Consider the following 22,265-nt stretch of genomic DNA (forward strand, 5'->3'; position numbering starts at 1 on the left):
CGACCCGCACCGCCCGTGCCGCCGGTACCTCCGGCACGATCCGCACCGCCCGTACCACCCGCACGACGCGTACCGGCCGCACCGCCCGTACGACTCGCAGCACGCGTAACACCGAGAGCCGGCGCTCCGCGAACCACCCACGGGCGCCGGCCCCTTTTCCGTCCTGGGGGGACACACCGCATGAGCCATGGGCGTCATGTCACCATGCTCACCGAAGGCACCTACCCGCACGTCCACGGGGGCGTCAGCACCTGGTGCGACCAACTGGTACGCGGCATGCCGGAGGTCGACTTCAACGTCATAGCCCTGACCGGCTCCGGACGCGAGCCGGTCACCTGGGAACTGCCGCGCAACGTCTACCGGCACACCGCCGTCCCGCTCTGGGGCCCGACCCCCGCCCGGACCCGCCGCTCGGCCCTGCGGGGCAGGGCCCGCCGCCGCTTTACCGAAACCTACGAGAACCTCCTGCTCTCCCTGCTCGACCCCAGGCACGGCGGCTTCTCCGAGGCCCTGGGCGAACTGGCCCGCCTCGCCCGCGCCGGCCGCCTCGCCCCGGCCCTGCGCTCCGAATCGGTACTGCGCCTGCTGATGACCGTATGGACCCGCCCCGGCCTGGCCACCGCCGCCGCCGAACCCACCATCCACGACGCGCTCACCGCCACCGACCTGCTGGAACACGCCCTGCGCCCGCTGTCGGTGCGGATCCCGCCCGACTCCGTCGCCCACGCCGTCAGCAGCGGCCTCGCCACCCTCCCCGCCCTCGCCGCCAAACGCCTGGACGGAGTCCCCTTCCTCCTCACCGAGCACGGCATCTACCTGCGCGAGCGCTACCTCGGCTACCGCAGCGCCGCCCAGCGCTGGCCCGTCAAGGCCCTGATGCTGGGCTTCTACCGCGAGCTGAACTCCGAGGGCTACCGGCAGGCCGACCTGATCACCCCGTGCAACCAGTACAACCGCCGCTGGGAGGAACGCGGAGGCGCCGACTCCGAGCGCATCCGCACCGTCTACAACGGCGTCGACCCGCACGCCTTCCCCGAGGCCGGCCCCGAACCGGAGGTGCCCACCCTCAGCTGGTGCGGCCGCATCGACCCGATCAAGGACCTCGAAACCCTGATCCGTGCCTACGCGTTCATGCGCGAGGAGCTGCCCGCCCTGCGCCTGCGCCTCTTCGGCCCGGTCCCGGCCGGCTGCGAGGACTACCGGCTGCGCCTGGAGAAGCTCGCCGCCGAACTCGGCGTCGGCGACGGCATCACGTACGAGGGCCGCATCGACCAGGTCGCCAAGGCCTACGCGGCCGGCTCCGTCGTCATGCTCTCCAGCATCAGCGAGGGCTTCCCCTTCAGCATCATCGAGGCCATGTCCTGCGGCCGCACCACCGTCTCCACCGACGTCGGAGGCGTCCGCGAGGCCGTCGGCGACACCGGCCTGGTCGTCCCGCCCCGCGAGCCCGAGACCATGGCCCGCGCCACCCTCGCCCTGCTCCGCGACGACGAACGCCGCGCCGAGCTGGGCCGGATGTCCCGCAAAAGGGTCGTCGAGAAGTTCACCCTCCACCAGTCCGTGGACGGCTTCCGGCACATCTACCGCGAGCTCGCGGGCCAGCCCGTGCCGCCCGTCCGCGCGGGCGACGACTGGACGCAGCGGCTCGCCGACCCCTGGTGCAACGACCCCTGGAACAAGGAGCTGGCAGCCGACGGGAGCACCTGGTGAGCGGATCCCTCTGGCTCAAGCCGCCCGGACCGGAAGGCTCCTGGGTCCACGTCGGCCGCCCGGCCCCCGCCGGCCGCACCGACACCCTGCCCGACCTGCCCCGGCCCCGCTCCGACGGGCCCGGGCTGCCAGCAGCCGACCCCATGGACGAACTCGCCCGGCGCATCGGCGTGTTCGCCGCCGCGGCCGTCCACCCCGACGAGATCGCCGCCATCCTCGAATCCGACGGGATGACCGACGAGCACATCCGGCTCACCTACGGCCGCCAGGACTCCTTCGCCCTCGCCGAGGAGCTCTACGCCCGCGTCCCCCGCTCCTTCCCCGAGCCCGACCGGCTCCCCGACCCCTGGAAGGTCCCCCTCACCGCCTGCCTGCTGCGCGGGCTGATCTTCGCCCTGCCCGGCCTCGCCTACGTCCTCGGCGCACCCCTGCTGGAAGGCCCGCCCGACCGGCTCGGACTGCCCGCCGGCACCCTGACCCTGCTCGCCGGAGCCCTCATCGGCTGGGTCTGGGACCAGAGCCTGTCCCACCGCGCCTACTCCTGGCTCGGCCTCGGCGACCGCGCCGCCGCCGGCCGGACCCTCCTCGTCGGAGCCCCCGCCGGGGCGCTGCTCGGCACCGCCGCCGCCTTCGCCGTCCCCGGCGGGCCGCCGTTCTCGTACGCCTTCGCCGCCGGACAGGCCGTGTACGTCGGCGCCGCCACCGTGCTGCTGGTGCTGGGCCGGGAGCAGGTCCTGCTGGCGGCGCTCGCCCCCATGGCCGCCGGGGCGGTCCTCGCGCTCTCCACCGGCCTGCCCGTACCGGTACGCGTCACCCTGCTCGCGGTGTCCCTGCTGGCCGCGTGCACCCTCGCCCTGCGGGAACTGCCGCTGGCCCGGGGCGTACGGGCCGGCGTGCGCAGGATCCACCGCTGGGCGGAGCGCCGCCCCGGCGAACGCGGCCCCGTGCGCTGGCGGATGCTGCGCGGCGCCGAGGAGGACCACGCCCGCCGCGGACCCCGCTTCGGGGACTCGGTGCCCTACGGGGTCTTCGGCCTCGGCACCGGCCTGCTGGTGCTGTACGCCGCGCTGGGGGAGGTGCTCAGCGGGGGCCCCGCCGAGGCGGTCGCGGCCCCCTCCGCGGTGGCCCTCACCCTCAGCATGGGCCCCGCCGAATGGCTGCTCCACCGCTTCCGCAGCGGCAGCCTCGCCGGGCTGCGGGCGGCCCGCTCGCCGCGGGCGTTCCGGCGTCGCATGCTCCTCACCCTGGCCCGGTGCCTCGCCCTGTACCTGGCGGTGCTGCTCGCCCTGGGCGTCACCGGAACCTTGCTGTGGCCGCACGCCCCCGGCCTGACCGGGCTCCGCGTCGCCACCCTGCTGCTGCTCGGCGCCGTGATGTGGACCGGGCTGCTCCTGCAGTCCTTCGGCGCGGTCCGGCCCGCCGCCGTGGTCTGCGCCGGGGCGGCCTTCGCCCAGAGCCTGGCCCTGCTCGCCGGGACGGGACAGCCCCGCCTGGTCCAGGTCGTGGTCGCGGGCACCGCCGCGGCGGCCCTGGCCGTGCTGGTCTGCCTGCTCCTCGGCCGGGCGACGGCACACCGCTGAGCCCCGTCCATCCGCCCGCCCGTACGAGAAGACGAAGGACCCCATGCTGCTGGTGCCGCTCTACGAGCACCCCGCCGACCGGCCCGAGGACTGGGAGCGGCTCATCCGCTCCGCCGGGCAGCTGCACTCGGTGGTGCTCAACCCCGACAGCGGGCCCGGCGAGGCCCCCGACGAACGGTTCGCCGCCGTCTCCGCCCGGCTCCGGGACGCCGGCGTGCCCGTCCTCGGCTACACCGACACCGACTACGGGAGGCGCCCGCACGCCGCCGTCGTCCGGGACCTGCTGCGCCACCGCGACTGGTACGGGGCCGACGGCGTCTTCCTCGACCAGGCCGCCTCCGACCCGGAATCACTGCCGCACTACGGGCGGCTCGCCGTCGCGGCGCGGGCGGCGGGGGCCCGTACCCTCGTCCTGAACCACGGCGTCCACCCGCACCCCGGGTACGCCCGGCTCGCCGACCTGCTCGTCACCTTCGAGGGCCCCTGGGACGCCTACCGCGACCCGGCCGCGACCCCGCCGTCGTGGACCGCCGACCACCCCGCCCAGCGGTTCTGCCACCTCGTGTACGCGGTGCCGCCGGACGCGCCCGCCGCCCAGCTCGCGGCCGAGCGCCACGCGGGGGTGCACTGCGCGGTCCCCGGCACCGGAGCGCACCCGTGGGGCACCCTCCCGCACGCCCTGGAGGCCGCCGGATGAAGCGTTTCGGCACCGCCCTGGCCGCGGCCTGCACGGCCGCGCTGCTGCTGCTCACCGCCTGCACCGCCGAACCGGACGACGACCAGGGCCCCGACGCCTGGCCCTCCCAGGCACCGGGCGAGCGCTGGCAGCCCCGCCCCGGCACGCCGTGGCAGTGGCAGCTCAGCGGCGAGCTGGACACCTCGGTGGACGTGCCGGTGTACGACATCGACGGGTTCAACACCACCAAGGAGCAGGTGGCGGCCCTGAAGGCCGAAGGCCGCCGCACCATCTGCTACATCTCCGCCGGAGCGTGGGAGGACTTCCGCCCGGACAAGGACGACTTCCCGGAATCGATGCTCGGCAAGGGCAACGGCTGGAAGGGCGAGCGCTGGCTCGACATCCGCCGCACCGCCGAACTGGAACCGCTGATGGCCAAGCGCTTCGACATGTGCCGCGACAAGGGCTTCGACGCGGTGGAGCCCGACAACATGGACGCCTACCGCAACGATTCCGGCTTCCCCGTCACGGCCGAGGACCAACTGGAGTTCAACCGCCTCATCGCGAAGCTCGCCCACGACCGGGGCCTGGCGGCGGGACTGAAGAACGACCTCGACCAGATCCCGGAGCTCGTCGGCGTCTACGACTTCGCGGTCAACGAGCAGTGCGCCCAGTACGACGAGTGCGAGGCGCTGACCCCCTTCATCGAAGCGGGCAAGGCCGTCTTCCACGCGGAGTACGAACTCCCCACGTCCCGCTTCTGCAAGCAGTCCCGCCGCCTGAAGCTCAGCTCCCTGCAGAAGAAGTACGAACTGGGGCCGTGGCGCAAATCGTGCTGAGAGGGGCGGGACTTGCGGTGCGGGGCGGGTGGGCAAACACCGACCGAGCCCCACCCCTCGAGGGGGAGATGGCGGGCCCGGGCTGCGCAAGCCCCCCACCCCTCACACCGGCAGGATCGCGTGGACGCGGAAGCCGCCGCCGTAGCGGGGGCCCGCGTAGCAGGAGCCGCCCAGGGCGCCGGTGCGTTCGCGCATGCCGAGCAGGCCGTGGCCGCCGCCCGGGTCGCTCTGCGCCGGCGCCGAGTCCGCCGAGTCGCCCCCGTCGTCCAGTACCGTCACCTCCACCGAGTCCCCGACCTGCACCACGCTGACCTCGGCCCGTGCGCCCGGGCCCGCGTGCTTGCGTACGTTGGTCAGCGCCTCCTGGATCACCCGGTACGCCGCCAGGTCCGCCGCCGCCGGCAGTGGCCCGGTGCCGGTTCCGAGCTGGACGGTCGCCGTCACCGGCAGCCCCGCGTGCCGGAAGGTGTCCAGCAGTTCGTCCAGTACGGCCAGCCCCGGCGCGGGTTCCGTCGGCGCCTCCGGGTCGCCGGACTGCCGCAGCAGCCCCACGGTGGCGCGGAGCTCGTTCAGCGCCGAGCGGCTGGCGTCCCGTACGTGGGCCAGGGCTTCCTTCGCCTGGTCGGGCCGCTTGTCCATGACGTGCGCGGCCACCCCCGCCTGGACGTTGACCAGGGCGATGTGGTGGGCCACCACGTCGTGCAGGTCCCGGGCGATCCGCAGCCGCTCCTCGGCGACCCGCCGCCGGGCCTCCTCCTCGCGGGTTCGCTCGGCCCGTTCGGCCCGCTCCCGGATGGCGTCGACGAAGGCCCGCCGGCTGCGCACCGCGTCCCCGGCGGCCGCGGCCATCCCGGTCCAGGCGAAGATCCCGAGGTTCTCCTGCGCGTACCAGGGCATCGGCCCGGCCAGCATCGCCACCGCCGTGAGGCCGGCCATCGTCAGCAGCCCGATCCGCCAGGTGGTGGGCCGGTCGGTGAGCGCGGCGACCGTGTACAGGGCGATCACCGCGCTCATGGCGACGGGTGCCCGGGGGTCGCCGCTGATCAGCTCCAGCAGCGCCAGTCCGCAGGTGACGGCCAGTACCGTACGGGGCCGTCGGCGCCGCAGTACGAGGGCGGCCGCGCCGAGGAGCATCAGCAGCAGGGAGAACGGCTCGGGCGTGCGGGTGCCGAAGGTGGGCCCGTGCGGCCCGTGCGGGTCGGCGAAGGAGCCGACGACCATGGAGACCAGCGCCCCGAAGGCGAGCAGGCCATCAGTGGCGAGGGGGTACGCCCGCATCCACTGCCGGGTGGGGGCGAGGGGCCCGAGGTCTGTCGTCACCCGGACACGGTACGGGCTCGTACTAGAGCCGCGCGGGTCCAGGGGGACGCGGCGAGGACGGCGGCGACGGGCGCCGCCGGCCCAGCGGGGCCCGGGAGCGGGCCGGCCCCCGCGCGGCGCGGACCACGCACCCCGTCATGACGGCGGCGATGGCCGCCAGTGCTCCTTGCCCGCCAGGTTGTTCTCGACCAGCACCTCGCCGGTCACCGCGAGGATCACCAGGGGCCGCGGTGAGGTACGCCAGATAGCGCCGGCAGACGTAGATCACGGGGCCGACCACCTGGACCGGGTGCAAACCCCAGGGGTGTTCTGGACGATCTGGAAGACGGAGGTCAGGCAGACCGCCCCGAGGGTCATCGGGGCGGCTCGCCACCTGTCGCGGACGAGTGCGTGCCGCACGGTCCGCAGCAGGGCCCCCGCTCGCGGCGGGCGAACTGCCGGACCTCCGTCTTCCGCGACGTCAGCGAATCGTCTCCAGGTGTTTGCGGTGCAGCCACTTGGGCAGACCGGGTGCCTCCAGGAAGCCCTCGGCCCGACCCGCCGCGATACCGATCCGCAGGAGGTCCGAACTCTTCTCGAAGAGCATGAACCTCGGCTCCCAGATCGGGCGGTACTTCGCGTTGGCCCGGTAGAGGGACTCGATCTGCCACCAGCGGGAGAAGAAGCTCAGCAGCGAGCGCCACATGCGCAGCACCGGACCCGCGCCGAGCCGGGACCCCCGCTCGAAGACGGAACGGAACATCGCGAAGTTGAGCGAGACCTGTGTGACGCCGATCTCCTTCGAGCGTTCCAGCAGCTCGATGACCATGAACTCCATCAGGCCGTTCTCGGAGTCCCGGTCACGGCGCATCAGGTCCAGGGACAGGCCCTTGGGGCCCCACGGCACGAAGGACAGCACGGCGCGCAGGTCGCCGTTTCCGTCGGTGCACTCCAGCATCACGCACTGGCCGTCGTCCGGGTCGCCCAGTCGGCCGAGCGCCATGGAGAAGCCGCGTTCGGTCGCGCCGTCGCGCCAGTCGTCGGCCCGCTCCAGGAGCACGGCCATCTCATCGGCCGGGATGTCGGCGTGGCGGCGGATGCGGACGGTGTAGCCGGCCCGCTTGACCCGGTTGTAGGCCTGGCGGACGGTGCGCATGGCGCGGCCCTCCAGTGTGAACTCGTCGGTCTCCACGATGGCCTCGTCGCCCAGTTCCAGGGCGTCCAGGCCGTGCCGGGCGTAGATCTGCCCGGCCTCCTCGCTGGCGCCCATCACGGCCGGCACCCAGCCGTGCTCGCGGGCCTCGGCCAGCCACGGCTCGATCGCGCCGGGCCAGGCCTCGGGGTCGCCGATGGGGTCGCCGGAGGCCAGCGAGACCCCGCCGACGACGCGGTAGGTGACGGCGGCCTTGCCGGTCGGGGACCAGATCACGGACTTCTCGCGGCGCAGGGCGAAGTAGCCGAGCGAGTCGCGGTCGCCCTGCTTGGCGAGCAGCGCCCGCAGCCGCTCCTCGTCCTCGGGGGTGAGGGGGTCGACGGCGCGCCGCGAGCGGAAGGCCGCGAACAGCACGGCGAGCAGCAGCAGCATCGACATCACGTTGATGAACACGTCCACCCAGGCGGGCGTGGTGATCGCGCGGTAGGCCTTGTCGTCGGGCGCCAGCGTGATCAGCCGCATCACGCCGTACCGCCAGCGCGCGAGGAAGGTGGCGTCGGCCCGTTCGGCGGCGGTGTTGGTGGCGCCGACCAGCAGGGCGGCGATCAGCGAGGTGACCAGCAGGCCGACGGCGGCCACGGCGGTGGCGAGCTTCGGGTTGGAGCGGTCGCCCTTCGCGTAGAACTCGTGGCGGCCCAGCAGCAGGGCGACGACGAAGGCCGCGGTGAGGGCGAGCGACACCCAGTTCTGCGCGTGCTGGCGGAACTCCGGGTAGCACATGTTCAGTTCGCCGCCCGTGCAGGGCGCGAAGGCGGCGACCGCGAAGGCCAGCAGCAGCATGCCGCTGACCACCAGGTTCAGGATCCACGCGGCCCGCTTGCGGCGGCCCATGGTGACCGCGAGCAGCAGGGAGAACAGGCCGGAGGCGAAGCCGGCCGTCAGCAGGTACGGGGTGTAGAAATCGGCGGTGTTGTGCCGGCGCAGGTCCTGGCCGAGCGAGAGCCACACCGCGCTGAGGAAGTTCACGAAGGTGACGGCCCGCAGGTACCAGACCGCGAAGGCGGCACCGCGCCGCGACCCGGGAGTGCCCCTGCGGCTCTCCGGCTTCGCGGCCGTTTCCCCTCCTTGCTCCTTCTTGTTGTTGGAACCCTTGCCGGAAGCCTGAAGCGGGCTCCGGTCGGTTTCTGCGCTGGTCAAGCGGACCTCTCCCATGAAAAGCGATGATATGGGGCGTCACCGGTCCGCAGTGCAGTGCGAGCACTGCGGACTGATCAGGCCCGTAGTGCCCGGTGTCTCAGTCCGTCGGCTGTTCCGCGGCGGCCCTCTCCGGGAGTTCCGCCGCGAGCGCGGCGGCCGCCTGGACCAGGGGGAGCGCCAGCAGCGCCCCGGTTCCTTCCCCTACTGTGACGCCGTGGTCGAGCACCGGGTTGAGTGCCATCCGGTCCAGGGCCTTCGCCTGGCCCGGCTCCCCGCTGGACTGGCCGGCCAGCCACCAGTCGGGGGCGCGGAAGGCGGCCCGCTGGGCCACCAGGCCGCAGGCCGCCGAGACGACCCCGTCGAGGATGACCGGCGTACGGCGCACCGCGCTCTGGAGCAGGAAGCCGGTGATCGCGGCGACGTCGGCGCCGCCCACCGCGGCCAGCAGCGCCAGCTGGTCGCCGAGCACCGGGCGGGCCCGGCGCAGGGAGTCGCGGATGGCGGCGCACTTGCGCATCCAGGCCAGGTCGTCGATCGGCAGGCCGCCGCGGCCGGTGACCACGGACGCGTCCGTCCCGCAGAGCGCGGCCACCAGGGTGGCCGCCACCGTCGTTCCGCCCACGCTCAGGTCGCCGAGGACGACGAGGTCCGTACCGGAGTCGGCCTCCTCGTCGGCGATCTGGATCCCGAGGCGCAGCGCGTCCTCGGCCTCCTCGGCCGTCAGCGCGTCCTCGATGTCGATGCGGCCGCTGCCGCGCCGTACGCGGTGCCGTACCACGTCCTCGGGCAGCAGCCCGGGGTCGCAGTCCAGGCCCGCGTCCACGACGCGCACGCCCGCGCCGAACCGGCCGGCCAGGACGGACACCGGGCTGGTGCCGTCGAGGACCGCGCGCACCAGCTCGTGGGCGCTGCCCGCGGGCCGGGCGGAGACGCCCTGGGCGGCGATCCCGTGGTCGGCGGCGAACAGGAGGACGCGCGGCCGCTCGATCGGCCTGACCGGTACCCGGCCCTGCGCGGCGGCCAGCCATTCGGCGAGCTCGTCGAGCCGGCCCAGGGCGCCGGGCGGCACGGCCAGCCGCTCACGGCGCTCCTCGGCGTCACGTCGGACGCCCCCGTCGGGGCGTTCGATCAGATCGGAGAAGTCGTCGAGATTCAGCGTGGTCATCTGCCAGAGATTACAGCGGTCCAGACCCTCCCCCGGGGGGTGTACCGGCTCCGCTTCACCCCGGTTGTTCCTTGAGGACGAGCGCCTGCCCCGCGACCACCAGCAGGACGTGTTCGCACTCGCCCGCCACCGCGCTGTTGAGGCGGCCCAGCTCGTCGCGGAACCGCCGCCCCGACGCGGTCGCCGGGACCACTCCGGCCCCCACCTCGTTGCTCACCAGCACCACCGGCCGGCGGCTCGCGCGGAGGGCCGCCACGAGCTCGTCGGTCCGCGCGCGCAGCCGCTTGCGGCCCTCGGCGGCCCACACCGCGTCGTCCCACGCCCCGGCCCGGTCCATGGCGTCGGTGAGCCACAGCGCCAGGCAGTCGATCAGCAGGGGCGGGCCGGCCTGCTCCAGCAGCGGTACCAGTTCGCAGGTCTCCACCGTCCGCCAGGTGGCCGGGCGCCGTTCCCGGTGCAGGCCGACCCGCTGGGCCCACTCCGCGTCGCCGTCGCGGGTGCCGCCGGTGGCGACGTAGAGCACCTCGGGGAAGGCGGCCAGCCGCCGCTCCGCCTCGAGGGACTTGCCGGAGCGGGCCCCGCCCAGCACCAGGGTGCGGCGCGGCACGTCCGGTACCGCGCGGTACTCCCCGGCCACCACCGTGGTGCCGTCCGGCACGGCGCGCGCCCCGGCCGCCGCGCACCGGCGCTCCAGCTCGGGGCCGGGCGGGGTGTCGTGGTCCAGGTGCACGGCGATCACGTCGGTGGCCGGTCCCACGGCGCCGTTCGCGCGCAGCCGGGCCAGGGCCTCCGGACGGCCGAGCACGTCCGCGAGCACCACGTCGTACGGGCGGCGCGCGGCTCCCGCGTCGGTGCCGGCCGGGGCCCCGCCCGGCGGGAGGTACAGCAGCCGGCCGCCGTCGGGGCCCGTGACCTCGTACCCGGTGCCCGGCGCGTCCATCGGCACCGCCCGCACCCGGTGCCCGCTGATCACCGCGAGCTCCCGTCCGTCCGGGACCCGCCCGGCGGCGGGCAGCCCGGGCGGCAGCTCCACGGCCGGCCCGTCGTGCGGGTGCGTCAGCAGCACCTGCCGTACGCCGGCCAGGGAATGCCCCGCGCGGGCACCGGCCAGCACCGCCCCGGGGATCAGGTCGAGCAGCAGCGCCCCGTCCACGAGGACGGAGGTCGCGCCGCGGGCCCGGGTGCCCACGGAGACCGCGCAGGCGGCGCAGGGACAGCCGGGGCGGGGCAGTCCTTCAGGGGTACCGGTGCCGAGCAGAGTGAGTTCCACACAGAGATCCTCCCGCGTCGCCGGTAGTGGTGCGCGCCCGGCTACTCTGCGGGCACACTCAAGGCGAGAAGCGTGAGATCGCGGACGAGCAACGGAGGCGGACATGGCGTGGACGTGGCGGTTCGAGGCGGCCGACGGCAGCGAGGTGGCCCCGGCGGTGGAGCCGGAGGAGTTCACCACGCAGGGGGACGCGGAGTCCTGGATCGGGGAGGTCTGGAAGGAGCTCCTGGACGGCGGGGCGGAACGGGTGACCCTGTTCGAGGACGGCACGGAGATCTACCCGATGAGCCTGAGGGCGGCCACCGAGGCCTGAGCTCCGGCCGGGCCCGCCTCGGGAAACGCCGGAACCCCGGGTGATGCCCGGGGTTCCGGCGTACTCCTGGCGTACGGGCGCGCCGAAGCGGACGACGCCGACGACGGACGGCCTAGCCCCGGACCCCGCACAGGTGCAGCAGCGCGGCGACCGCGCGGTAGGGGTCGGTGCGGCCGGCCCGCTCCTCGGCGGCCAGCAGGCGTTCCAGTTCCTCGTCCGGCGGGAGCTCCGCGGCGGCCTCGGTGCCGTCGGTGAACACGCGCACCCCGTACCAGGTGTGCAGCGGCGCGCCGATCCCCGACAGCGTGGCCGTGAGGTCGGCCAGCCGGTCGGCCCGTACCCGCAGGCCCAGCCGGTTCGTGTAGTCGACGGTGTCGAAGGCGGCCAGCGCCCCCGGCCAGTCGCCCGACAGTCCGGGCCGCAGGGCGAGCGCGTCGCCGTTGCGCACCAGCAGGGACAGCAGGCCACCGGGGGCCAGCATCCGGGCCAGTCCGGCGAGCATGGCGTCGGGTTCCGACACGTACATCAGTACCCCGTGGCACAGCACCACGTCGAAGCTGCCCGGCTCGAAGTGCGCGCCGGTCTCCCGGCCGTCGCCCTCCACCAGCTCGACCCGGTCGCGGATCCCGGCGGGTTCCGCGGCCAGCGCCGCGTGCGCGACGGCCAGCATGGCGGCGTCCTGCTCCAGGCCGGTGACGCGGTGTCCCGCCCGGGCCAGGCGCAGCGCCTGGGTGCCCTGGCCCATGCCGACGTCGAGGACCCGCAGCCGCTGCCCCACCGGGAAGCGGTGCGTGATCTGTTCCTCGACCTGCCGGCCGACGAGTTCCTGGCGGACGGCGTTGCGCAGTCCGCCCAGGCCCTCCAGCCACAGCCGGGCTCCTTCGGAGAAGCCCTCCCCCGACGATGCCCCCGGTGCTCCGGGCGCCGCTCCGGTCAGGGCCGCTCTCCGCGCTTGACCTGCGGCTTGGGCAGGCGCAGGCGACGCATCTGGAGGGTGCGCATCAGGCCGTACGCGACGGCGCCGCGGCGCGGCTCGTCCGGGAAGCGCTCGTTGAGCGCCTTCCGCAGCCGGAGCCACAGGCCGATGGAGTCGAGGACGATCAGGACGATCACGCCGAGCCACAGCATCAGCGCGATGTTCTGGATGGACGGGACCCGGATCATGCTCAGGACGAGGATGACCACGGCCAGCGGCAGGAACATCTCGGCGATCGAGAAACGGGAGTCCACGAAGTCGCGGACGAACCGGCGCACCGGCCCCTTGTCGCGGACGGGCAGATAGCGCTCGTCGCCGTTGGCCAGCGCCTCGCGCTGCCTGACCATCTCTTCCCGGCGGCGCTCGCGGGCTCGCTTGGCGTCCTCCTTGCGGTTGCCGGTCGAGGCCACCACGGCCTTGCGCTGCGACTGGGCCACAGCACGCTTCGGCGTCGGGCGGCCCTTCGGGGCCTGCGGGTCACGGGGCTGCGAAGGACCGGCGCTCACCTTGTCGGTGGCGGAGGCCTTCTCTTCCTTGGAGGAGCGGCTACCAAACACAAAACCCAAGCGTACGTGGTCGGGGCCACCGTCCCCACCCCGGCGGGGAACGATCCGGCAACGGCGGGCGTCTACCGAGTGCGCACCTCCTGCGGTCCCGGGTCCCCGGTCTCGGGGATCACCTACTCCTCACGCCTGACACGGCGGCGGGGTACTCGTCCTGGAGGAGGAGCGCATCCGTACTCGAACAGTGCGGTAATGGAGACAGGGCCCGTACTGTGGGTCTTGTCGGTGACCTGGAGCACAGTCCGTCTAGAAGGGGGCGCGCGAAGCCCATGAGCGGTGTCATGAAGCGTATGGGGATGATCTTCCGCGCGAAGGCGAACAAGGCCCTGGACCGGGCCGAGGACCCGCGCGAGACCCTCGACTACTCGTACCAGAAGCAGCTGGAGCTGCTTCAGAAGGTGCGCCGCGGCGTCGCCGACGTGGCGACCTCCCGCAAGCGCCTGGAACTGCAGCTGAACCAGCTCCAGAGCCAGTCCGCCAAGCTGGAGGACCAGGGCCGCAAGGCCCTCGCCCTGGGCCGTGAGGACCTGGCCCGCGAGGCCCTGTCCCGCCGTGCCTCCCTCCAGCAGCAGGTCAGCGACCTGGAGGTGCAGCACCAGACCCTCCAGGGCGAGGAGGAGAAGCTGACGCTGGCCTCGCAGCGCCTCCAGGCCAAGGTGGACGCCTTCCGTACGAAGAAGGAGACCATCAAGGCCACCTACACGGCCGCCCAGGCGCAGACCCGCATCGCGGAGTCCTTCTCCGGCATCTCGGAGGAGATGAGCGACGTCGGTCTGGCCATCCAGCGGGCCGAGGACAAGACCGCGCAGCTCCAGGCCCGCGCCGGCGCGATCGACGAGCTGCTGGCCTCCGGCGCCCTGGACGACCAGAGCGGCCTCGGTTCCAAGGACGACATCCAGGCCGAGCTGGACCGCCTCTCCGGCGGCAGCGACGTCGAGCTGGAGCTCCAGCGGATGAAGGCCGAGCTGGCCGGCGGTCCGTCCGCCCAGCAGCAGGCCCTCGAGGGCGGCGCCCCGGGCACCGCGCAGCCGCAGCAGAGCCAGCACCGGTTCGACAAGCAGTAGGACAGGGGCCCGTCATGATTGTCCGCATCATGGGGGAGGGCCAGGTCAGGCTGGCCGACCATCACCTCGCCGAGCTCAACAAGCTGGACGACGAGCTCCTGGAGGAGATGGAGGGCGGCGACGAGGAGGGCTTCCGGCGCACGCTGGGCGCGCTGCTCGACGCCGTCCGGCACCTCGGCAGCCCGCTGCCCGACGAGGCGCTGGAGCCCTCCGAGCTGATCCTGCCCGCACCTGACGCCACGCTCGACGAGGTGCGGCAGATGCTCAGCGACGACGGCCTCATCCCGGGCTGATCCGGCCCCGGACGCACCGGCACCGCGCAGGGCCCGCCCCGTACGGGGCGGGCCCCGCGCGTCACTGCCGTTCCCTCGGGGGGCGATGGTCGGCGGGGTGCTTCTCCGGGTCGGAGAGCCCGCTGATGAAGTTCTCGAACTTGCGCCGGGGCCGCGCCCAGCGCCGGTCGTGGTGGTAGGCCCGCAGCTCCGCCCCGGCCCGCGCCCGCGGGCGCTTCGCGTAGAAGCGCTTGGCGTACGGGGAACCGGGCCGGGCCAGGCGCACCGCTCCGATCAGCGCCACGAAGGGGATGACCAGCCCGAATATCGCGGTGCGCGGCTTCCCCTTCCACAGGGCGATCAGGGCGAGGAAGAAGTTGGTGGCGGTGTTCATGACGACGAGCCCGCGGCTGTGCCGTTCCTCCGGCGACAGCTCGTTGACCCCGAACGGCAGGAAGCCGCCCAGCACCAGCGCCACCACCGCGGCCGTCAGCACCACGACCTCCACGCTCTTGCGGCCCTGTTCGCTCCAGTAGACGTCGTCCAGGTGCAGGATCAGCGCGAACTCGTCCAGCACCAGGCCCGCCCCCAGCCCGAAGAGCACCGCCGACAGGCCCGCCCCGAAGCTGTGTCCGCCGCTGCCGACCGCGCCGAACCCGCCGATGATCACCAGCACCACGCCCGGCACCACGTGGTGGACGTGCAGCCCGCCCGGGGTGATGTTCTTGAAGGGCCCCCGGCCGGCCCGGATCAGCCTCGTGATCACCCGGGTGACCAGGAACGACAGCACGAAGGACAGCAGGGCCAGCAGCAGCGGGAGCTTGCCCGGCTCGATGATGTTGCGTTCCCACCAGTGACCCACGACACCAGCTCCCGGTATGGCACGTAATGAGTAATTTACCGGCCACCGTATGCGGGTAGCGTTCGCGCCGATGACAGACTCGACCGATGATCCACTGCCCCCGCCGCCGCGGGAACGCGCCTCCCTGTCCGACGGGCTCCGCTTCGCCCTCGGCACGCTGACCGTCCTGCCCGCGCGCGTCACCCGCTGGGACCGGCCCGCCGCCCGCACCGGCATGGCCTGCGCCCCGCTCGCCGGCCTCGCCGTCGGCCTGCTCGCCGCCGTGCCCGGCACGCTCCTGCTGCTCCTCGGCGGCGGCCCGCTGCTCGCCGCGGCCGTCACCGTCGCCGTACCGGCGGCGCTGACCCGGGGGCTCCACCTGGACGGCCTGGCCGACACGGCCGACGGGCTGGGCAGCGCCAAGCCCGCCGAGGACGCCCTGCGGATCATGAAGCAGTCCGACATCGGCCCCTTCGGGGTCATCTCCCTGCTCGTCGTCTTCCTGGTCCAGGTGGCCGCCCTGGCCAACGCGTACGCCGACAGCTGGATCCGGGGCGCGCTGGCCGCCGTACTCGCCGCCGTCGCCGCCCGCCTCGCGATGACCCTCGCCTCCCGCGGGGGAGTCCCCGCCGCGCGCCCCGAGGGCCTCGGCGCGGCGGTCGCCGGCGTGGTCCCGCACCGGACGGCCGCCGGGGTGGCCGCCGCCGTCGTGGTGGCCGCCGCCCTCGCCGCCCTCCCGGCGGGCCCGCCCGCCGCCGCCCAGCACGCGGCGGCCGTCCTCGCGGCCCTGCTCGCCGCCGAACTCCTGCTGCGCCGCTGCGTCAGCCGCTTCGGCGGGGTCACCGGGGACGTCTTCGGCGCCCTGTGCGAAGTCGCCGCGACCACCGCCCTGGTGGCCCTCGCCCTCGGCTGACCCCTCCGCGGCCCACCTCGCCGGCCGGGCGGCCGCGGCCGGCGCCTACCCTGACGCCATGACAGACCCCGCCGACGCCGGCCCCGCCCGCATCCGAGTCCTGCTCGCCGACGACCAGGCACTGCTGCGCAGCGCGTTCAAGGTGCTCGTCGACTCCGAGCCCGACATGGAGGTCGTCGGAGAGGCCTCGGACGGAGCCCAGGCCTACGCCCTCGCCCGGGAGCGGCGGGCCGACGTGGTCCTCATGGACATCCGGATGCCCGGCACCGACGGGCTCGCCGCCACCCGCATGATCAGCGCCGACCCGGAGCTGTCGGACGTCCGCGTGGTCATGCTGACCACCTTCGAGGTGGACGAGTACGTGGCCGCGGCCCTGCGCGCCGGAGCCTCCGGCTTCCTCGGCAAGGGCGCGGAGCCCGAGGAACTCCTCAACGCCATCCGGGTCGCCGCCGCGGGTGAGGCGCTGCTCTCCCCGGCCGCCACCAGAGGCCTCATCGCCAGTTTCCTCGCCCAGGGCGGTCACGCCGACGCCCCCGCCGCCGGATCCGCCCACGCCGAACGGCTCGCCGCGCTGACCGGACGCGAGCGCGAGGTCCTCGTACTGGTCGCCGGCGGTCTGTCCAACGACGGCATCGCCGCCCGGCTGGAGGTCAGCCCGCTGACGGTGAAGACCCACGTCAACCGGGCCATGGCCAAGCTCGGGGCGCGCGACCGGGCGCAATTGGTGGTCATCGCGTACGAATCGGGACTGGTCCGGCCGCGCGCCGACTGACCCTCGGCCGACGGCGGCAGGACGGCCTACTGCGGACGCGGTATGCCGCACATAAGGACGGCACCTGGGAGCGACGCAGCGGCGCCCCCCGGTGCGAAAGGCTGGGGGCCCCTCGCGAACGACACAGCAGAGAGATCCCACCCATGTCCTGGCTGTCCCGCTTCAGCCTGGCCCAGAGAGCGCTGGTCGGCCTCGTGTCGATCGTGGCCCTCCTCTTCGGCGCCATAGCCATCCCGCAGCTCAAGCAGCAGCTGCTGCCCTCCATCGAACTGCCGATGGTCTCCGTGCTCGCGCCGTACCAGGGCGCCTCGCCCGACGTGGTCGAGAAGCAGGTCGTCGAGCCGATCGAGAACACCCTCAAGGGCGTCGACGGCATCACCGGCATCACCTCGACCGCCAGCGAGGGCAACGCCCTCATCCGCGCCACCTTCGACTACGGCGACAGCGGTACCGAGCAGCTCGTCGCCGACGTCCAGCAGGCCGTCAACCGGGCCCGCGTCCGGCTGCCCGCCGAGGTGGACCCGCAGGTCGTGGCCGGCTCCACCGACGACATCCCGACCGTCGTCCTCGCCGTCACCTCCGACAAGGACCAGCAGGCGCTGGCCGACCAGCTGAACCGTTCCGTCGTCCCCGTCCTGGAGGACATCGACGGCGTCGGCCAGGTCAGCGTGGACGGTGTCCGTGACCTCCAGGTCACCATCACCCCCGACAACGCCAAGCTGGCCGCCGCCGGCCTCGACGGCGCCGCGCTCGCCGAAGGCCTCAGGGCGGGCGGTGCGACCGTCCCCGCCGGCTCCTTCGACGAGGGGGGCGAGAACCGCACCGTCCGCGTCGGCTCCGGCTACACCTCGCTCGCCCAGCTGGAGGAGCTCCGGCTGGCCGCGCGGCCCGGCGGGCCGGCCGTCCGCCTCGGCGACGTGGCCGTCGTCAAGCAGGAGCCGGCCCGCGCCGACTCGATCACCCGCACCAACGGCAAGCCCAGCCTCGCCCTCGTCCTCACCATGGACAAGGACGGCAGCGCCGTCGCCATCTCCGACGCCGTCAAGGACGAGCTGCCCGGGCTGCGCTCCACGCTCGGCTCCGGCGCGGAGCTGACCGTCGTCAGCGACCAGGGCCCGGCCGTCGCCCGCTCCATCTCGGGCCTGACCTCCGAGGGCCTGCTCGGCCTCGTCTTCGCCGTCATCGTGATCCTGGTCTTCCTGGCCTCGATCCGCTCGACCCTGGTCACCGCGGTCTCCATCCCGCTGTCCGTGGTCCTCGCCCTGATCGTGCTGTGGACCCGCGACCTGTCCCTCAACATGCTGACGCTGGGCGCCCTCACCATCGCCATCGGCCGGGTCGTCGACGACTCGATCGTGGTCCTGGAGAACATCAAGCGCCACCTCGGCTACGGCGAGGAGCGCGAGGCCGCGATCACCACCGCCGTCAAGGAGGTGGCCGGCGCGGTCACCTCCTCCACGCTCACCACCGTCGCCGTCTTCCTGCCGATCGGCCTCGTCGGCGGCATGATCGGAGAGCTCTTCGGCTCCTTCTCGCTCACCGTGACCGCCGCCCTGCTGGCCTCGCTGCTGGTGTCCCTGACGGTCGTCCCGGTGCTGTCGTACTGGTTCCTGCGCGGCCCGAAGGGGGTCACGCCGCAGAACGCCGAGAGCGTCGCGAAGGCCCGCCGCGAGGCCGAGGAGAAGGAGGCGAACAGCCGCCTCCAGCGCCTCTACGTACGGGTCCTGGGCTTCGCCACCCGCCGCAGGCTGACGAGCGTGGCGATCGCCGCCGTCGTCCTCGTCGCCACGTTCGGGATGACCCCGCTGCTGAAGACCAACTTCTTCGACCAGGGCGACCAGGACGTCCTGACGGTGAAGCAGCAACTGCCCGCCGGCACCTCGCTCGCCGCGTCCGACGAGGCGAGCCGCAAGGTGGAGAAGGCCCTGGAGTCCGTCGAGGGCGTCAAGGACCACCAGGTCACCGTCGGCTCCTCCGGCTTCCTCGCCGCCTTCGGCGGAGGCACGGGCACCAACCAGGCCTCCTTCCAGGTCACCCTGGAGGACGCGGGCCGCTCCGACGCCGTCAAGCAGCGGATCCAGGACGCGCTCGGCGAGCTCGACGGCATCGGCGACACCTCCGTCTCGGCGGGCGGCGGCTTCGGCGGCCAGAACCTGAGCGTGGTCGTCAAGGCCGGTGACGCGGGCGTGCTCGCCAAGGCCGCCGAACAGGTCCGGGCCGAGGTGGCCACCCTCGACGACGTCACCGACGTCCAGAGCGACCTGGCCCAGTCGGTGCCCCGGATCTCGGTCACCGCCACCCCGAAGACCGCCGAGGCGGGCCTGAACCAGGCCGCCCTGGGCGCCCTCGTCGCACAGGCCGTCCGCGGCAACCCGGTGGGCAAGGCCGTACTGGACAACACCGAGCGGGACGTCGTCGTGCGCTCCGCGCAGCCGGCCACCACCCTGGCCGAGCTCCAGGCCCTGCCGGTCGGCCCGGCCAGGCTCGGCGACATCGCCGAGGTGAAGGTCGTCCCCGGCCCGGTCGCGATGACCCGGATCGACGGCGCCCGCGCCGCCACCATCACCGCCAGGCCGGTCGGCGACAACACGGGCGCGGTCAGCGCCGCCCTCCAGAGCAAGCTGAAGGCCCTGGACCTGCCCGAGGGGGCCACGGCCTCCATCGGCGGCGTCTCCGAGGACCAGGACGAGGCCTTCGCCTCACTGGGCCTGGCCATGTTCGCCGCCATCGCGATCGTGTTCATGCTGCTGGTCGCGACCTTCCGCTCGCTGGTCCAGCCGCTGATCCTGCTCGTCTCCATCCCCTTCGCGGCCACGGGAGCGCTGGGCCTGCTCATCGTCACCGGCACCCCGATGGGCGTCCCCGCGATGATCGGCATGCTGATGCTCATCGGCATCGTCGTGACCAACGCGATCGTCCTGATCGACCTGGTCAACCAGTACCGGGCGCGGGGCCTGGGCGTCGTCGAAGCGGTCGTCGAGGGGGGCCGGCACCGGCTGCGCCCGATCCTGATGACGGCCCTGGCGACGATCTTCGCCCTGCTGCCCATGGCGCTGGGCGTCACCGGCGAGGGCGGCTTCATCTCGCAGCCGCTCGCGGTGGTCGTGATCGGCGGCCTGGTCAGCTCGACCCTGCTGACCCTGCTCCTGGTGCCGACCCTCTACACGATGGTGGAACTCCGCAAGGAGCGCCGCCGCGCGAAGAAGCGAGCCCGCCTGACGGTGGTCCCGTCGCCGACGGCCGAGACCCCGGCCAAGGCCTGACCCCGACCGCACCCCGGAGCCCCGGACGCCGCGTCACGCGGTGTCCGGGGCCTCATCCGGTGTACCACCGGTAGCAGCCGCCCTGACCCTTGCCCGGGACGTCCGTACGGAAGTCGTGCCATCCGTCCCCGCTCATGATCATCTGGATGTCCTCGGCGCGCGGCTCGAGGCAGAACGGGCGCTCGATCGGCGCGCGGGTGCCGGCCCGACGGAGGGCGAGGGTTCCGTCGTACCGGCCCGGTGCGGGCTTCCAGCCGATCGTGGTGAACCGCAGGGATCGGCGGCAGCGTGACCACGGTGCGCGACCTGGTCCGCTTGGTGCGGGGGAGAACGCCGAAGGGCGCCCGGCGCGGGCCGGGCGCCCTTCGAAACCGCGGGGCCACCGCTACGGCAGCGCCAGCATCCGCTCCAGCGCGAGCTTCGCGAAGCTCTCCGTCTCCTTGTCGACCTGGATCTGGTTGACCAGGTTGCCCTCGGCCAGGGACTCCAGCGTCCACACCAGGTGCGGCAGGTCGATGCGGTTCATCGTCGAGCAGAAGCAGACCGTCTTGTCCAGGAAGACGACCTCCTTGCCCTCCGGGGCGAAACGGTTCGCCAGGCGGCGGACCAGGTTCAGCTCGGTGCCGATCGCCCACTTGGAGCCGGCCGGGGCCGCCTCCAGCTTCTTGATGATGTACTCCGTCGAACCGACGTGGTCCGCGGCGGCGACGACCTCGTGCTTGCACTCGGGGTGGACCAGGACGTTCACGCCCGGGATGCGCTCGCGCACGTCGTTCACCGAGTCCACCGAGAACCGGCCGTGGACCGAGCAGTGGCCGCGCCACAGGATCATCTTGGCGTCGCGCAGCTGCTCGGCGGTCAGGCCGCCGTTCGGCTTGTGCGGGTTGTAGAGCACGCAGTCGTCCAGCGACATGCCCATGTCGCGGACCGCGGTGTTGCGGCCCAGGTGCTGGTCCGGGAGGAAGAGCACCTTCTCGCCCTGCTCGAAGGCCCACTCCAGGGCCTTCTTCGCGTTGGACGAGGTGCAGATCGTGCCGCCGTGCTTGCCGGTGAAGGCCTTGATGTCGGCGGAGGAGTTCATGTACGAGACGGGGACCGTCGTACCGGCGATCCCGGCCTCGGTCAGCACGTCCCAGCACTCCGCGACCTGCTCGGCGGTGGCCATGTCGGCCATCGAGCAGCCGGCCGCGAGGTCCGGCAGGACGACCTTCTGGTCGTCCGAGGTCAGGATGTCCGCGGACTCGGCCATGAAGTGCACGCCGCAGAAGACGATGTACTCGGCCTCGGGCTTGGCGGCCGCGTCCTTGGCCAGCTTGAAGGAGTCGCCGGTGACATCGGCGAACTCGATGACCTCGTCGCGCTGGTAGTGGTGGCCGAGGATGAAGACCTTGTCGCCCAGCTTCTCCTTGGCGGCGCGGGCCCGGGCCACCAGGTCCGGGTCGGACGGCGAGGGGAGGTCGCCGGGGCACTCCACTCCCCGCTCGCTCTTGGGGTCGGCCTCACGGCCGAGCAGCAGCAGGGCAAGGGGCGTCGGCTGGACGTCCAAAGGCTGGGCGGTGGTCACGACACGCACCCTTTCTGTTCTGCGACAAGGATGGACAAGGACTTCTGGGACTGCGGGGGGCTCGGTTCGCCACTTCTCGTCTATTTGACGCTATCTATCATAACTGCTTCACGTCACTTTGACGATGCCGATAGTGTCGATGTGACGCATTCGCCCCGGGCGGGGCCCGCCGCTCCACCGGTCCTCGTCGCGGGGTCCACCGGCCCGCCGAGGTGTGCGAGCATGAATTGAGAAAACGAGGCGCCGGGCCCGGAATGAAACCGCGGTCCCGCTGGTTGCCACCGACGGCAAGAGTCCGACGTTTCCCCAGCCACCGGCGGGGAGCCGCCCACTTCGGGAGTGAATGCAGATGTCCGTACAGGACGACAAGACCACTGTGAGCGACGGCATCCTCCTGTCCGACGCCGCCGCCGAGAAGGTCCGCACCCTGCTGGAGCAGGAGGGCCGCGATGACCTCGCGCTCCGCGTCGCCGTCCAGCCCGGCGGCTGCTCCGGCCTGCGCTACCAGCTCTTCTTCGACGAGCGCTCCCTCGACGGCGACGTCGTCAAGGACTTCGACGGCGTCAAGGTCGTCACCGACCGCATGAGCGCCCCGTACCTGGGCGGCGCCTCCATCGACTTCGTCGACACCATCGAGAAGCAGGGCTTCACGATCGACAACCCGAACGCCACCGGCTCCTGCGCCTGCGGCGACTCGTTCAGCTAAGCCGTACGGCTTGCCCGTACGGCGAAGGGGCCCGGGGCCGGCTTGGGAAAGCCAAGGACACAGGCCCCCTTTTTTCCCCCCCCCCCCCCCCCTGCAGGAGGGGAGGTTTCCCCCATAGACTTTCGCCAC

The 22,265-nt window shown here is 73.1% G+C and carries 19 protein-coding genes; 11 read left to right on the forward strand and 8 right to left on the reverse strand.

Annotated elements, in window-relative coordinates; genetic code table 11:
• The first annotated feature begins 180 nt into the window (after nt 1-180).
• From pelF to ACZ4WZ_RS23945, 4 genes are read left to right on the forward strand one after another with little or no spacing between them, the layout of a single operon-like run.
• The gene (gene pelF / locus ACZ4WZ_RS23930; RefSeq protein WP_467893262.1) at nt 181-1,710 is read left to right on the forward strand and encodes a GT4 family glycosyltransferase PelF; all 1,530 of its coding nucleotides are present in this window, start codon (nt 181-183) and stop codon (nt 1,708-1,710) included.
• Nucleotides 1,707-3,290, forward strand: coding sequence for a hypothetical protein (locus tag ACZ4WZ_RS23935; RefSeq protein ID WP_467893263.1), 1,584 nt, complete (start codon nt 1,707-1,709; stop codon nt 3,288-3,290). The genes pelF and ACZ4WZ_RS23935 overlap by 4 nt, the downstream gene beginning before the upstream one ends.
• A gap of 43 nt (nt 3,291-3,333) precedes the next feature.
• Nucleotides 3,334-3,987: a spherulation-specific family 4 protein gene (locus ACZ4WZ_RS23940; protein ID WP_467893265.1), complete on the forward strand. Its 654-nt coding sequence runs from the start codon at nt 3,334-3,336 to the stop codon at nt 3,985-3,987.
• Nucleotides 3,984-4,805 carry an endo alpha-1,4 polygalactosaminidase gene (locus ACZ4WZ_RS23945; protein WP_467893267.1) on the forward strand — a complete coding sequence of 274 codons (822 nt, stop codon included), beginning with the start codon at nt 3,984-3,986 and terminating at the stop codon, nt 4,803-4,805. Before ACZ4WZ_RS23940 ends, ACZ4WZ_RS23945 begins: the two co-directional genes overlap by 4 nt.
• Before the next feature lie 102 nt (nt 4,806-4,907).
• Here the strand turns inward: ACZ4WZ_RS23945 and ACZ4WZ_RS23950 are convergent, their stop codons facing one another.
• The 4 genes from ACZ4WZ_RS23950 to ACZ4WZ_RS23965 all read right to left on the reverse strand — a co-directional run bounded on the left by ACZ4WZ_RS23950 (nt 4,908) and on the right by ACZ4WZ_RS23965 (nt 10,889).
• Nucleotides 4,908-6,083, reverse strand: coding sequence for a sensor histidine kinase (locus ACZ4WZ_RS23950; RefSeq protein WP_467893342.1), 1,176 nt, complete (start codon nt 6,081-6,083; stop codon nt 4,908-4,910).
• Nucleotides 6,084-6,585: 502 nt separating this feature from the next.
• The gene (locus ACZ4WZ_RS23955) at nt 6,586-8,469 is read right to left on the reverse strand and encodes a phosphatidylglycerol lysyltransferase domain-containing protein (protein ID WP_467893268.1); all 1,884 of its coding nucleotides are present in this window, start codon (nt 8,467-8,469) and stop codon (nt 6,586-6,588) included.
• A gap of 82 nt (nt 8,470-8,551) precedes the next feature.
• Nucleotides 8,552-9,619 (reverse strand): nicotinate-nucleotide--dimethylbenzimidazole phosphoribosyltransferase, encoded by a 1,068-nt coding sequence (gene cobT / locus ACZ4WZ_RS23960; protein WP_467893269.1) that lies wholly within the window; start codon nt 9,617-9,619, stop codon nt 8,552-8,554.
• Nucleotides 9,620-9,674: 55 nt separating this feature from the next.
• Complete coding sequence (locus ACZ4WZ_RS23965) at nt 9,675-10,889, reverse strand: bifunctional adenosylcobinamide kinase/adenosylcobinamide-phosphate guanylyltransferase (RefSeq protein ID WP_467893270.1); 1,215 nt, start codon at nt 10,887-10,889, stop codon at nt 9,675-9,677.
• 103 nt (nt 10,890-10,992) lie between these two features.
• Between ACZ4WZ_RS23965 and ACZ4WZ_RS23970 the strand changes: the two genes are divergently transcribed.
• A complete protein-coding gene (locus ACZ4WZ_RS23970; protein ID WP_388935669.1) occupies nt 10,993-11,202 on the forward strand; it encodes a hypothetical protein in 210 nt (69 codons plus the stop codon).
• A 112-nt stretch (nt 11,203-11,314) separates the two neighbouring features.
• On the opposite strand, the gene ACZ4WZ_RS23975 is transcribed toward ACZ4WZ_RS23970, so the two are convergent.
• The gene (locus tag ACZ4WZ_RS23975; protein WP_467893343.1) at nt 11,315-12,073 is read right to left on the reverse strand and encodes a methyltransferase domain-containing protein; all 759 of its coding nucleotides are present in this window, start codon (nt 12,071-12,073) and stop codon (nt 11,315-11,317) included.
• A gap of 62 nt (nt 12,074-12,135) precedes the next feature.
• Nucleotides 12,136-12,744, reverse strand: coding sequence for a DUF3043 domain-containing protein (locus ACZ4WZ_RS23980; RefSeq protein ID WP_467893271.1), 609 nt, complete (start codon nt 12,742-12,744; stop codon nt 12,136-12,138).
• A 266-nt stretch (nt 12,745-13,010) separates the two neighbouring features.
• Here ACZ4WZ_RS23980 and ACZ4WZ_RS23985 point away from each other — a divergent pair, with 266 nt between their 5' ends.
• Both ACZ4WZ_RS23985 and pspAA read left to right on the forward strand, forming a co-directional pair.
• Nucleotides 13,011-13,805 (forward strand): PspA/IM30 family protein, encoded by a 795-nt coding sequence (locus tag ACZ4WZ_RS23985; protein WP_467893272.1) that lies wholly within the window; start codon nt 13,011-13,013, stop codon nt 13,803-13,805.
• A 14-nt stretch (nt 13,806-13,819) separates the two neighbouring features.
• Complete coding sequence (gene pspAA / locus ACZ4WZ_RS23990) at nt 13,820-14,098, forward strand: PspA-associated protein PspAA (RefSeq protein ID WP_467893273.1); 279 nt, start codon at nt 13,820-13,822, stop codon at nt 14,096-14,098.
• 61 nt (nt 14,099-14,159) lie between these two features.
• Here the strand turns inward: pspAA and ACZ4WZ_RS23995 are convergent, their stop codons facing one another.
• On the reverse strand, nt 14,160-14,939 hold the full coding sequence (locus ACZ4WZ_RS23995; RefSeq protein ID WP_467893275.1) for a hypothetical protein: 780 nt from the start codon (nt 14,937-14,939) through the stop codon (nt 14,160-14,162).
• Between the two features lie 70 nt (nt 14,940-15,009).
• Between ACZ4WZ_RS23995 and cobS the strand changes: the two genes are divergently transcribed.
• The 3 genes from cobS to ACZ4WZ_RS24010 all read left to right on the forward strand — a co-directional run bounded on the left by cobS (nt 15,010) and on the right by ACZ4WZ_RS24010 (nt 19,866).
• Complete coding sequence (gene cobS / locus ACZ4WZ_RS24000; protein WP_467893277.1) at nt 15,010-15,831, forward strand: adenosylcobinamide-GDP ribazoletransferase; 822 nt, start codon at nt 15,010-15,012, stop codon at nt 15,829-15,831.
• Between the two features lie 58 nt (nt 15,832-15,889).
• Nucleotides 15,890-16,603, forward strand: a complete 714-nt coding sequence (locus ACZ4WZ_RS24005; protein WP_467893278.1) for a response regulator — start codon at nt 15,890-15,892, stop codon at nt 16,601-16,603.
• Nucleotides 16,604-16,746: 143 nt separating this feature from the next.
• The gene (locus ACZ4WZ_RS24010) at nt 16,747-19,866 is read left to right on the forward strand and encodes an efflux RND transporter permease subunit (RefSeq protein ID WP_467893280.1); all 3,120 of its coding nucleotides are present in this window, start codon (nt 16,747-16,749) and stop codon (nt 19,864-19,866) included.
• Nucleotides 19,867-20,251: 385 nt separating this feature from the next.
• On the opposite strand, the gene nadA is transcribed toward ACZ4WZ_RS24010, so the two are convergent.
• Nucleotides 20,252-21,430: a quinolinate synthase NadA gene (gene nadA, locus ACZ4WZ_RS24015; protein ID WP_467893282.1), complete on the reverse strand. Its 1,179-nt coding sequence runs from the start codon at nt 21,428-21,430 to the stop codon at nt 20,252-20,254.
• A gap of 349 nt (nt 21,431-21,779) precedes the next feature.
• Between nadA and ACZ4WZ_RS24020 the strand changes: the two genes are divergently transcribed.
• Entirely contained in the window at nt 21,780-22,136 is a 357-nt protein-coding gene (locus tag ACZ4WZ_RS24020) for a HesB/IscA family protein (RefSeq protein WP_030029080.1), read from the forward strand.
• Nucleotides 22,137-22,265: the final 129 nt, after the last annotated feature.

The organism is Streptomyces sp. NPDC029122 (assembly GCF_055569445.1).